This is a genomic window from Stieleria magnilauensis, assembly GCA_007753675.1.
Classification (GTDB): domain Bacteria; phylum Planctomycetota; class Planctomycetia; order Pirellulales; family Pirellulaceae; genus Stieleria; species Stieleria magnilauensis.
Genome location: CP036432.1, coordinates 7666106 through 7679509 on the forward strand (window position 1 = coordinate 7666106; position 13404 = coordinate 7679509).

The 13404-nt window shown below is 60.0% G+C and carries 6 protein-coding genes; 1 reads left to right on the forward strand and 5 read right to left on the reverse strand.

Going from position 1 to position 13404, the window contains the following annotated elements; genetic code table 11:
* Positions 1-81: 81 nt before the first annotated feature.
* Together ettA and guaA are read right to left on the reverse strand one after the other, a co-directional pair.
* Entirely contained in the window at positions 82-1758 is a 1677-nt protein-coding gene (gene ettA / locus TBK1r_RS27295) for an energy-dependent translational throttle protein EttA (protein WP_145218041.1), read from the reverse strand.
* An 18-nt stretch (positions 1759-1776) separates the two neighbouring features.
* Entirely contained in the window at positions 1777-3390 is a 1614-nt protein-coding gene (gene guaA / locus TBK1r_RS27300) for a glutamine-hydrolyzing GMP synthase (RefSeq protein ID WP_145218043.1), read from the reverse strand.
* A gap of 371 nt (positions 3391-3761) precedes the next feature.
* On the opposite strand from guaA, the gene surE reads away from it, so the two are divergent.
* Positions 3762-4523, forward strand: coding sequence for a 5'/3'-nucleotidase SurE (surE, locus tag TBK1r_RS27305; protein ID WP_145218045.1), 762 nt, complete (start codon positions 3762-3764; stop codon positions 4521-4523).
* A 61-nt stretch (positions 4524-4584) separates the two neighbouring features.
* Here the strand turns inward: surE and TBK1r_RS27310 are convergent, their stop codons facing one another.
* The 3 genes from TBK1r_RS27310 to TBK1r_RS27320 all read right to left on the reverse strand — a co-directional run bounded on the left by TBK1r_RS27310 (position 4585) and on the right by TBK1r_RS27320 (position 13374).
* Positions 4585-6426, reverse strand: coding sequence for a CRTAC1 family protein (locus TBK1r_RS27310; protein ID WP_145218047.1), 1842 nt, complete (start codon positions 6424-6426; stop codon positions 4585-4587).
* A gap of 93 nt (positions 6427-6519) precedes the next feature.
* Positions 6520-9318, reverse strand: a complete 2799-nt coding sequence (locus TBK1r_RS27315; protein ID WP_419580453.1) for a tetratricopeptide repeat protein — start codon at positions 9316-9318, stop codon at positions 6520-6522.
* Positions 9319-9513: 195 nt separating this feature from the next.
* Positions 9514-13374, reverse strand: a complete 3861-nt coding sequence (locus TBK1r_RS27320; RefSeq protein ID WP_419580454.1) for a CRTAC1 family protein — start codon at positions 13372-13374, stop codon at positions 9514-9516.
* Positions 13375-13404 lie beyond the last annotated feature (30 nt).

Genomic DNA, 13404 nt, shown 5'->3' on the forward strand with positions numbered 1-13404 from the left:
AAAAGGGAACTGCCGCATCAACGGCATGACGGATTGGGGAATCAAGGTGTACGGCGTGTCGGCGGATGGACCGACCGGCGGTTAACCGGCATGGATGCTTTTGTAGCGGGCCTGTTTGATTTCGTTGGGGTCCTCGCCCATCCGCTCTCGCAGTCCTCGGTCGTAGACTTCGAAGTTGCCTTCGCACCACGTGACTTTGCCGTCGCCTTCGAATGCAAGGATATGCGTTGCGAGGCGATCAAGGAACCAGCGGTCGTGCGAAGTGACCACGACGCAGCCGGCGAAATGCATGATCGCTTCTTCCAGAGCACGCAGCGTGTCGACATCGAGGTCGTTGGTCGGTTCGTCCAGCAGCAGCACGTTGCAGCCACGCCGCAACAGTTTTGCCAAGTGAACTCGGTTGCGTTCACCACCGGACAGGTTGCCGACTTTCTTTTCCTGGTCGGGGCCTTTGAAATTAAAACGCGAGACATAGGCCCGCGCGTTGACGTTGCGGCCTCCCAGTACGATCGTCTCGGTTCCGCCGCTGATTTCTTCAAACACGGTGTTGTCGTCGGCCAGCGAATCGCGGCTTTGATCGACGTAGCCCAAGTCAACCGTCTCGCCGACGCGGAACTGACCTTCGTCGGCCGGTTCTTCGCCGGTCAGCATTTTGAACAGCGTCGTCTTGCCGGCACCGTTGGGACCGATCACGCCGACGATGCCACCGGCGGGCAAGCGGAACGACAGGTCGTCGATCAAGACCTTGTCGCCGAATGCCTTGTGGATGTTCTTGCCTTCGATGACCAGTTCACCCAGATGACGATTGGAGGGAATCTGGATTTCCAACTCGTCGGGCCGATCCTCGAATTTCTCGGCCGCCAAATCCTCGTAGGCCTTGATCCGCGCCTTGCTTTTCGCCTGGCGGGCTTTGGGGCTCATGCGGATCCATTCCAATTCGTTGGCCAACGTGCGTTCGCGCGCCTTGGCCTGGCGTTGTTCCAGCTGCATCCGTTTCTGGCGCGCTTCCAGCCACGCGGTGTAGTTGCCTTCGAACGGAATGCCGCGGCCGCGGTCGATTTCCAGGATCCACTGGGCGACGTTGTCCAGGAAGTAGCGGTCGTGGGTCACCGCGACGACGGTACCCGGGTACTTGGCCAGGTGTTGTTCGAGCCAAGAGACCGATTCGGCATCGAGGTGGTTGGTCGGTTCGTCCAACAGCAGCAAGTCGGGCTGGCGGATCAGCAGTTGGCAAAGTGCGACACGTCGGCGTTCACCGCCCGAGAGCGTGGTCACGGTGGAATCGCCGGGGGGCAGATTCATGACGGCCATCGCCATTTCGACTTGTCGATCGAGTTCCCACAGGTTGTAGGCATCGATCGTGTCTTGCAGCGTCGCCATTTCGTCGCACAGCTTTTGCATCTCGTCGTCGTCGGTGACGTCGCCGAGCAGCATGCTGATTTCATTGAATCGATCGACGATCGCGCGACGCTCGGCGACGGCGGTTTGAACGTTTTCAAACACCGTCTTGGTTTCGTCCAGCGGCGGTTCTTGTTCCAGGTAGCCGACGGTGAAGCCTTTGGTCAGTTTCGCGCTGCCGTCAAAGTCGGTGTCCTGGCCGGCCATGATCCGCAACAGCGTCGACTTTCCGGCACCGTTGGGACCGAGGACGCCGATTTTCGCGCCCGGATAAAACGCCAAATTGACTTCGTTGAGCACCGCCTTTTGACCGTGCTTTTTCGTCAAGTCTTCGACTTGGTAAATGTATTGCCTGCCCATGCCTTGCTTGTTCCTGTCCTATTCCCACTCGATCGTTGCGGGCGGCTTGCTGCTGATGTCATAGCAGACTCGGTTGACGCCCTTGACTTCGTTGATGATTCGTGTGCTGATCCGCGCCAGCAGCTCGTACGGCAATCGGCTCCAATCGGCCGTCATGAAATCGTCGGTGTTGACGCTGCGGACGGCGATCGCATTGTCATACGTTCGCGCGTCGCCCATCACCCCCACACTTTGGACCGGCAACAGGACCGCAAAGGTCTGGCTGGTCTCGCGGTACAGTCCCGCCGCTTCGATCTCTTCGATCACGATCGCATCGGCGGCTCGCAGCACGACCAGTTTGTCGCGTGTGACTTCGCCCAGGCATCGGACGGCCAAACCGGGGCCGGGGAACGGATGTCGCCAGACCAGTTTTTCCGGCAAGCCCAATTCCAAACCCAGTCGTCGCACTTCGTCCTTGAACAGGTCGCGAAGCGGTTCGATCAGTTCAAACCCCAGTTCTTCCGGCAGCCCGCCGACGTTGTGGTGCAACTTGATCGTCGCGGCCGGTCCGTCAGGATCGGCTCCGCTTTCGATCACGTCGGGGTACAGGGTGCCTTGGGCGAGGAAGTGGGCGTTCTCGATCGATTCGGCTTCCTTTTTGAAGCACTCGATAAAGTCATGGCCGATGCGTCGGCGTTTTTCTTGCGGTTCGACGACTCCGGCCAGCGACGCGAGGAACCGGTCTTCGGCGTCGACGACGTGCAAGTCGGCTTTGAAGTGATTGGTGAATTCGTCGATCACCAAGGCCTGTTCGTTTTTGCGGAGCAGCCCGTTGTCGATCAAGATGCACGTCAACTGGGGGCCGATGGCTTTGTACAGCAGTGCCGCGACGACGGAGGAATCGACGCCGCCGCTGAGCCCGCAGATCACGCGTCGGTCGCCGACGGCGTCACGGATCTGGCGGACGGTGGCGTCGGCGAAATCACTCAGTTGCCAATTGGGTTCACAGCCGCAGATGCCTCGGACAAAGTTTGCCAGCACCTTTCCGCCCAGCGGGGTGTGCGTGACTTCCGGGTGGAACTGCATGCCGTAAACCGGCAATTCCTTGTGCCGGATCGCCGCAAACGGGCAGGTGCTGGTGCGGGCGAGCGGTTCGAATTGCTCGCTGATCGCCGAGATCTGGTCTCCGTGGCTCATCCAGACGTCGATCTCGCCCGGCAGTTCCTCAAACAGCGTTCCGGGCTCGACGATTTCGCACATCGCGTGGCCGTATTCGCGGCGCGAGGTGTTGGTGACCTTGCCGCCGAACGCTTCGCAGGCGACTTGCAAGCCGTAGCAGATGCCCAGAACGGGAATACCCAGGCGGAACAATTCGGGATCGCAGCGGGGCGCCCCGTCCTCGTAAACACTGGACGGTCCGCCCGACAAAATGATGCCTTTGGGGGCGAGTTCGGCGATCCGATCGGCGGACAGATCGTGTCGGATGATCTGACAGTAAACGTTCTGCTCGCGAACGCGTCGGGCGATCAGCTGGGCGTACTGCGAACCGAAATCCAGGACAACGATCCGTTGATCCGTCAGCACCGAAGCGCCGGCCTCGGAAAGGCTTGATTCGGTGGAGTTGCCCGTCGAGTGGGCGCTGGAAACACTCATGCAGGTGTGAATGGATTAAAGGGGAGCCGAGGTGGCAGGGACGTCGGGCCAAACACGCGACGAATCGGAAACGCCGGCGGCGTCGATCAGCCGCCTGCGTTTTGCTGGATCGACTTTGTTGCGCGTGCCGTAGTCGCCAATGCCAAACCGGGAGTGTAGAAAATGCACCGGTAATCCCCAAGGGGCTAAACCGCTGACGCCGGGTAGATCGTTCGGCTCTGCCGGCCCTGGGGGGCGTTTTGACGGGCTGTCGATGCGACCGGACCGACCCGGATTTCGGCCGCCAGCCCCCGGGATTGACCGACGATTGACTCCGCCGATGGTTCGGCCGATCGCCAAATTTTCTTCCACGATGCCACCTTGATGAACCCATGCGAATTCTTTTGACCAACGACGATGGTGTGTTCGCACCCGGACTGGCCGCACTGGAACAACAACTCCGCCACCTCGGGGAGGTGATCGTGATCGCACCGGCGACCGAACAGTCGGGCGTCAGTCACTCGATCACCTTTCTCACCCCGTTGGTGGGGAAATCGATTCATCGCGATGGCCGGCACTGGGCATGGGCGGTCGAGGGTAGCCCCGCCGATTGCGTCAAACTGGCGATCGCCGAACTGCTGCGAGATAATCCGGTCGATCTGGTCGTCAGCGGCATCAACAACGGACTCAACGCCGGCATCAATGTGCTGTACAGCGGCACCGTCGCCGCGGCCATCGAAGGGGCCTTTTTCGGAACCACCAGCGTCGCCGTCTCACTCGAATACGACCCCGATGCCGATTTTCAGTCCGCAGCCGTGATCGCCAAAAAAATCATCGGTGGGATCGCAAAGCACCCCTCGTCCAAAGGGAAGTTGTTCAACCTGAACATCCCGACCGCAGCCACCCAGTCGCCCGCGGAATTGCAAATCGTACCGATGGGACTGGCCCAGTACGGCAACCGCTACGAAAAACGCCAAGACCCCGGCGGACGAGATTATTACTGGGCACTGTGGGAAGAACCCAGCGAGCCGCCGCAAGAAAAAACCGACATCACCGAACTGCGAAAAGGCAACGTGACCCTGACCAGTTTGCAGTTCGACATGACCAACCACCCGTTGACCGATGACATGGAAGGCTGGGGATTAAAATTGTAGGGCGTGTTGTGCATGCATGCTGTCACGCACAGCGTGACCTACGTCTCGTTGCAGTCGTCGCTTACTGCTGCACCAACTCGATCAACCGATCGACGCCGCTGACTTCCACCGGAACGGGGGCTTCGCCGGGCCAGGTTACGGTGACGCGATCGACGGTTTCCGCTTCGCCGAGCCCGAAGGTCAGCTCCAGTTCCGATTGGCTGAGGTAGCTGCGGGTCGGCATGACGACGCGTGTTTGCGATTGGTCTCCGATCGTCACGGTGACCGCGGCCCCGATGGCGTCGCGATTGCAACGTGTCCCCTGCAATCGAAATCGCAGGTAGTGATGTCCGCTGGCCTGGTCGTTGCGAAATAGCTTGGCCGGCCCGTCGCTGACCGAGATCACGACGTCTTGGTCGCCATCATTGTCAAAATCACCAAACGCCGCACCGCGGCCGACGATCGGTTCGCAAAACGACTCTCCGGTGCAGTTTTCGTCCAACAGCGCCAATTCGGATTGCGCGTCACGTCCCGCGTTCCAGAACAACTGGGGCGGTTGGGCGTAACGCAACGTCCGCTGCGTCTTTTCAATCTCCTCTTCCAGGTGGCCGTTGGCGCCCAGGATGTCCAGACGACCATCCAGGTCGGCGTCAAAGAAGAACAGGCCGAAGGTCAGGCCCAGTCGTGTCGGCGGTCCGAACCCGGTGAACATGGCCGCGTCGACAAACGTCTGCCGCTTCGGTGACGCCATGTACAGCGCGCTGGCTTCGTTGGCGAAGTTTCCGATGCCGATCGCCAGCGTGCCGTCGGTGCGAAAGACGGCGGCATCGATCCCCATCGCGCCGCGGGCATTGCCGCTGGCGAGGTCGTAGGCGATTCCGGCCAGCCGTCCCGTTTCGGTGAACGTGCCGTCACGATTGTTTTCGAACAGAAAATTGCGCACCGTGTCGTTGGCGACGACGATGTCCAGATAACCATCGCGGTTGACATCGACCGGAACGACTCCCATCGCTTTGCCCAGCACGACATCCGTTTCTGGGCTTCGCATTTGAATCCCCGCCGACTGGGAAACGTCTTTGAAAACGCCATCGCCTTCGTTGTGGTACAGGTACGAATGGGCGCCCGAGAACGCGTCGGGCGGGCCGTAGGATCGGTTTTCTCCGTCGATCGAAAACGTTTGCGAGAGGTCCAGGTCGCGGCTCCAGGTGACATAGTTGCAGACGAACAGGTCCAAGCGTCCGTCGTTGTCGTAATCGAAAAAGCCCGCGCTGGTGCTCCAAGCGCCTTCGGCTCCCGACACGCCGGCCTGGTCGGTCACATCGACAAACTTTCCGTCGTCATTTCGCAACAAGCGATTGGATCCGACTGCGGTGATGAAGACGTCGCGATCGCCATCGTTGTCGTAGTCGCCGACGGCGGCCCCCATTCCGTAAAGCGACAGATCGAGCCCGGTTTGCTCGGAGACATCCACAAACTTGAACGTGCCGTCCCCTTGATACAGACGACAGGGACTTGCCGACGCGTTTTCGGTCCAGGGCCAATCTGTCGAATTGATGAACAACAGGTCTTGGTTGCCGTCTTGGTTGTAATCGAAGACCGCGACACCGCTGCCCATCGTTTCGGGCAGCAATTTCTCGCCCTGCTTGCCGGCGTAATGTTTGAAGTCGACGCCGGACGCCTGCGTGACCTCAACCAGCGGAATTTGCGGAAGCGTGGCCTGGTCAACCTGCCGGCCTTCGGGAGCCTCGGGCTGAATCTCGATCGCCTTGCGGTCCTTCTGGCGGAGATTCAGAAAGGCCAGCATCCCGATGATCGGGAGCATCATCACGATGATGAAAATCAGCGACTTTCGAAACGCGGATTCGATCACCGCGTCGTTCTGCACGTCTTCGTCTTCGGCGGGTTCGGTCGGCAAATTGGTCATGGAGAAGTGGTCAGGGGGAGTGACTTGGCGGTCGAGGGGAGAGTCAGTGTCGGTTGCGAAAAGTGGGAATGGCTTCCAGCCTATCGCACTGTTTCATTCGCGATGCAAGTCATAGATCACGAGGGCCTCGGCCGCATGGCTGGCGGCTGGGTACTTGCGCCGCGCCGCTGGCAACGCGACAGCCGACGCATTGTCATCGAGTTTGTATCGATCGTGCAATCGGCGATGATGTTCTTGCGCCGCCTGGTCGCCTGCCAAACCCGCGATCTTGGCCAAGTTGGCATGTGCGGTCGCGTTTTCCGAGTCGAGTTCCAACACACGCAAGAACTCGGTACGTGAACGTTCCAGATCGCCTTGGAAACCCGCTTCGTCTCCCATCACGTCTTTCTGTTGCGCGATATCCAACAGCGTCAGTGCCAATTCATTGCGAACGACGTAGTCCAGCGAGAAATCAAACCCCCGCTCGGGGACGCGGGTGTCCAGCGTGCCCTGCAGCAGTTTCGCGGCGGTCTCCAGGTTCCCCTGCTGTCGGTTCACCACGCCGCTCAACCAAGCATGCGTCCACGACGGCGGCGGGGGATCCATTTCGAGCGCTTCGGTCAAGCTGTCGGTCGCACCGTTCAAGTCACCTTCGGCAAACTGAACCCGCGCCAGATTCATCGGGCCGTCGGAACGTCCAAGCTCACGCACCCTGGTGAACGCTTCGGCGGCTTGTTTCTGTTCGGCTCTGCCCCTGAGCAACATGCCGATCCCGTAATCGTTCCAGCGTTGCCAGGTCGGAATCGGTTTCAGATCATCGGACTGTTCGGCTTGAGCCCATTTGGGATCCAATGCCACGTGTTGATCGGTCACCGTCAGTGTCACTGCGTCACGCGCGATTTCGATGATCGGCAAATCGTTGGGATCGCCGACGTTGCCCAAGTCGAGTGGATCGCGCGCGGGATCGCGGTCGGCGCGGATGTAATCCAGGTACTCGGTGTCAAACTTTCGGTACAACAATCGCGCCGTGATCTCGATCGGCGCGTCGGAGCCTTGGGGGACGTTCAACAGGTAGTGGACCGTTTGACCGGCCCCCGGTGGGATTTGGTGTGCGTACAGCACGGTGAAGATATCTTGGGCGTTGCGTCGATTGATGCGATTGCCTTCGCGGTCGACGACGAAGTTGTTGACGAAGTGGGACCACTCGTCGACCCGCTCCCGCTCGTCACGACTGCCGCTCTTGCCGATCACCTCCCCGTCTTGAATCGCGGTGAACTCGATCCAAATCTGATTCGAATCGGTGGTGCCTTGGGTGAAATGGTGACCCAGAGTTAACGTTCGCAGCACGGTTTCGACCAGGTAGGACTCGCCCTTGACGACGCTGACGCCCTGGTTGGGCAGCGGCGCGATCAACTCGCCTTCGATCGACCCGCCGCGTCGCAGACCGAACAGGTCCAGACGCAGCGAACCCTCGAGTAACTTGCGGTGCGCCTCGATGCCGTCCAGGTCACCGGTCCAGTAAGACAAGGCGGAATTGGCACTGGGGAACCGGTGGTCGTGGACGGCCAAGCCACCCAGTTCAGCGTTGTACTTTGCACCGAACTGGTCGCTGGCCCGCGCCGGCATGTGGCATTCGTTACAGTTTTCCTGGGCTTTGGGCGGATAATAAAAACTCCGCGCCCCGTGACCGGACACGCCGCTGAGCAGGTAGCTGTCGTAGTGATTTTGACCACGCAGCCAGTCTTTGTAATGGGTCAATTCGCCGGGCAGAGACACCTTATGACAGGTGCCACAGAACTCGGCGGTCTTGTGAAACGGTTTCAACATTTCGGACTTGTGGAAGGCCGGTTTCGCCTTGACCATCAAATCGCTCAACGTTTGAAGCATGCCGTGATCGCTGTAGGCAAACGGGTAGTGCCGAGGTTCGTCGATCGTGTAATCCGCGTTGCCGACGTGTGAATCGATCGACTGAATCGCGTGGCACGAGGTGCAGGTGATTCCGGCATGGGCGGTCACGTCATCGACATCGTCGTAATTCGGGTCGTCGAACTTGCCTGAAAAGAAGGGAACCGGATCGTGACATCCGGCGCACCAACGCGAGGCTTGGACGGATCCGTCGCGTTGGGCGGCGACTCGCCGTGTCTCGCGGACCGACGCGCGATAGGCCGGGTTATTGAAACTGCTTAATTTGTGAACGCTGTGAACCCAGTCCTCGTGGATGTCGCTGTGGCAGCGCAAACAATAATCGTCGTTTTGTAAGACGTCTTGCGAAATGAATTTGCCCGTCGCCGTCGAGGCGAGCGAAGGCTGGAAGTACTTGTCGCCTTCGGCCGGCGCGATGCCTTCGCTGATCCGTGGATCGCTCGCTTGGAACGCCACCATCACCGCCACGAAACAGCCGATCGCCGCTGCGACGCGACGTCCGATGTGCCACTTGATCCGAGGACCGACCAAGCGATGCAGCCAGTACAGCCAAATGGCGATCAGCGGCGTCAGCAAATGCGCCCAGTAGATGACGCTTCGGACCGAAGGGTTGACGATGTTGAGCGAGCCGATCCGCGTCAGCAAGACGCCGCTGATCAGAATGATCAACGCGACGGCCAGCAATGCGTAACCGATCTTGACCGCGCGGCGATTGCGTCGATCCTTGGCACGCCACATGTGCGCGAATCCAAAAATCACCACCGGCAAAATGAGCAACAGACCGAGCCCGAGATGGCCCAGGAACATCAGCTGATAAAAATGCGACTCGTAGACCTGGCCGGTGAAAACCTGCAGCCACGTGACGCCGGTCAAGTACAGTCCGTTGGCAGCCAACACACCGAACAGCGTCAACACGACGTACAGCATGACCCGCAAGCGAGGCGTGATGACGCGCCGAGGTTTCTTGGTGGGAGCGGGAGATGCGGTCATGGGAAAAGCGGAGGGAGGTTGCTGCAGAGGGGGGCGGTCAAAGGGCTGATCTTTCGCTGACGCCTCGCAGGCGTTGTCCGCCAGAGTCCATGGTTGCGAAGAATCTGGTTCGCTCCACCTACTACGACGCAGCCAAACCGCTTTCGGTTTGGTCCGTCCGCTCCCGATGCGACGTTTTTCCGCGGCTGCTTCCTGCTAACCGGCATCGACGGTCGTTAAAAACGGTTTGTCGCTGGGCTGACCACGATTCCAAAACGCTCGGAACGATTGGCGGCGACGCAGCGAATCCGCGTTCTTGCGTTCGACCGAGTCAAATTGATCGGCCGACTCCGCCGTCGGGGGGTAGCCTCGCATGTCCCGAATCGGCAACGGTCCGATGGACTGCCCGGTCAGGGTGTTCAGGTCGGCGTCCTTGTCCCAGCCCACACAGTGCAAGATGAAATCGCGTTTCCAACCGTCTGGCAGCGTCTGCTCGGGGGCGCGAAACCGCATCCGGATTTCATCGCCGCCGCTGATCACGACCATCGAGTCATCCCACTCGCGTAGTCGTTCGGTGCAGTCGCCGAATTGGGTCACCGTGCCACGTAGCGGCGGCCATTTCGGTTGCGAATCGGCTTGCCCGTAGTCGTAGGTTTCCGGACGTGTCGAGTCCGCATGGATGCGTTTGGAGAATCCATGGAACGCGACTTCGGCGTCGATCATCGGCATCGGCTGAGTCACGCTGGACGCCGGATCGTTCTGGATCGCCAGCGAGGCTGTGTCCCAATAGATTTGCGCGCTGGTGCGGACGCGAAGGCGTGGATCGTCCGGCTGCAGGTGCTCGGAAACGTCGACGACGATCGTCTTGGTCTTGCCGCCTGGAAAACCCATGAACTCGATCGCGTTTCGCCAGCCCGATTCGGTCGATGCATCGGGCACCCACACCGACGGGAACTCGATCGCCGGCAGTTCGGGGTTTTGGTCGATTTGAATGTTCAACGACGTGTCGGTCGGCAAGATCCAACCGCGGAGCACGAGATAGACCGCCTTCTTGTCGCCGCCGCTGAGCTGTTGTTTGACCGCGTCACCGAAATCCAAATCGATCCAGTGCGGCGGGCAAAGTCCCTGTCGAATCCGTCGGTCAAAGCCTTGGACGTAGCGTTCATCGGCCGAGGTCAACAATTCAGTCACGTCGTTTGCGCGGGTGTCCGAGGCGACGGCGACCGGATGCAACTCGTTTTCATCAAAGGAAAAAATGGTCGGAGTCGCGACGCTGGGGGGGCCGACTTTTTCGTTGGAATAGATCGCGACGTCGGCGGGGTGGTCGACGGCGGTCAATTCAATCTTGTCGACGTAGGCGACTTCCCACAGTTCTTCAGTCAATCGAAACTCGTATTCGCCGTTTTCGTGTTGACGCACCAAGTCGCCGTCAATTTTCAGATACTCCCACGGTCGATCCGGCTGGACGACGCCGGCGGCGACTTGCAGTCCTAACGGAGCCGCCCACAAACAGTCGGTGACGAATGCAAACCGGTCTCCGTCCCAGCTGTACAGGTACGGGCACGATCCCTTCAGCGTTTGCTCTTCCTCGATGATCGAGTCGACTTCGGGGCTGCGGATCGTTTGCGTCAATCCATTGGGCATGATGACACGGATGGTGTCGGCCGAGTCGAATCCGTCCATGCCGAAATGTGTCCCCGGTCCACGGACGATCCGGCTTCGATAGTGTGGCCCGAAACGCAGTTCCAGGACCGAACCGATTGCGTAGTGGTTCACACGTCCACTCGCCGCGGCGTTGTCGGCGATGCCTTTGAAACGAACCGAAATCTGGTGGGCGTCTCCGGCAGACTGGTTGATGCCGACTTGGATGTCACTGCCGCTGAGCGCTACAAGGTCGATGCGGCCATCGCTGTTGAAGTCAGCGGCGGCGCCGGCCGTCAGGTTCTCGGGCAGGTCGGTGTCCGTGTTGACGACATTGATTCCCCACGGGCCGAGTTTCAGCGTTTGCGCCGACTTGGGGGATGACGCGGCGCCGATCCACTCGAGATAGGAATCGTTGTCAAAGTCAGCCAAGACCGGCCGCGATGGAAAGCCTGGACCCGTTTCGACACGGTCGACAGTCCAGACCCCGATGTCGGCTGAGTTTCCGAAGGCGACCATCGATTGTTGGCTGGACGTTGCGATGACATCCCAGCCGACGTTGGCGTCCACGTCTTCGACCACGATGCTCAGTGAGCGATCGTCTTCGGCGACCGGCAGCGGCGGCACGTCGTCTAGGGTTCGGAAGCGGAATTGCAGGTGCAACAGGTTTTCCAAAATGCTGACCCGTCCGGACTGGTGGATGGCCAAGACGTCCAGGTCGATGTCGCGGTCCAGGTCGGCAATCGTCATGTCGGCGATCGGATCGTCGGCGTCTACGGTGCTGGTTCCGATGGGAGCTTCGAAAAAGGTACGGTTGCCGCGATTGATCCAGACACGGATCTGGCCGTCCGCCGGCGCGACGATCAAATCCAAGTCGCCGTCGCCTTCCAAGTCGCCGGTCGTCACGGCCGAAATCGCCGGCAGATCTTCCAGCCCGGTCGTCTTATCGACCAACGTCAATCGCTTGTCGGCGGGAGTTTCGCTGCGGGTATCGATTTGAACCAGACGCAAACCGAACGGGCCGTACGCGACCAAGGCGGGTAACGTGTCGTGGCGTGCCTTGGTTGAATAGTCACGTTCGGTTTGATCGTCGGCAACCGGTTCGCTGCGTTTGATGCGATCGGAATCACTGCTGTCGACCATGAATAAATCCGCGGCCACCAAACCGCTCGGTGTAACGCCGAGATCGAGTTCGGCGACCGCTTCCCAGGCATCATCTTGTTGCGTCAGCAATCTCAGTTTTCCGTCGCTGGTGACGGCGGCCAGATCCATTTTGAAATCCAGATCCGCGTCCAACGGTAACACTGCTGCGGCGTCACCTGCGGACGAAAACTCAAACGAGATCGCGGTCTCGTCACCGGCGATCGGTTTGGCGGTGGCGATTTCGGTGCTCAACTGACGGACGGTGTCGAAGTTCAGTCGGTCCAACGGGTGGGGCGATGTTCGGCGCCGATCGGTGCGGACAATCTCCAGCGGATTCAAGACGTTCGACCACAAGACGGAGGACTGGTCGGCTTTGGCCCAGTCCCCCTTCTCGATCGCCTCTTTGATTTGATTGACCAGGTCTTCCGGTGAGAGTCCGATCGGTTTGGTGTACGCGGCCAAGGTCGGCTCGACGGCTTGGGCCAGCCGCCAGGTGCGATCGACCAGTTCGGCAGCGGACGGATCTTGGTTGTCGATCGACAAACGCAGTGCCCGCAGCGCCAGGAACAGATTGTCATCGTTTTCGTCAGAAAGTCGTCGCAGCGACTTGGCGGCCGGTTTCAAGACGGAATCTGGTAGCCCATCGACGGGGTCGGACATCTTTTCCAACAGGTCGATCAGCGGTCCGCCCAAGATGACGGCCCTGGGGTCTTCGCCCATCGGTCCATCGATGGCTTGGGTTAGACGCGTGAACAGATCGCGGCGCAGCGATTTGCCGATTGTTGTCCCAAGTAGTGCCGCCTCGTGTGCGTCGATGCGGCTGTTCAGCCACCGTTTGGTGATCTCATCGCCGGAATTTTTCTGATAATCTTCGATCGCCTTTCGCGCCGCTTCGATCGCGTCGGGAAGCCGCGCGCGTGCCGCCTGTTTTTCTTCGCTGGATTTGACCGAGTCGGTCGCCGCGGCGGTCAGCATGTCGACCGCCAGCACGGCGTTGAGGGCCCGGTTGAGTGCCACCGAGGGGTCGTCGGAAAACTGATTTCGCAGCCCCGACCAGAGCTGTTCGGCCTGCTCGGGTTCCATGTTTTCCGTCGCCGCGAGCGCCTGGTTGATTTTTACCAGGTTCGCCTCCGATTCACTGTTGAGCGGTGGCGTGGTACCGTTTCCGTTTCCGCCAGGGTCTCGAGTGCAGCTGCAACCGGCAAACGTCAACGTGATGGATGTTGCGACCGCGGCGAAGGCGAAGGTCAAGTGCCGATGCAGGTTCGGGCGGTTCGTCGGGGGTGCGTTCACGATGTATGCCATCCGTTGGGACCATTCATT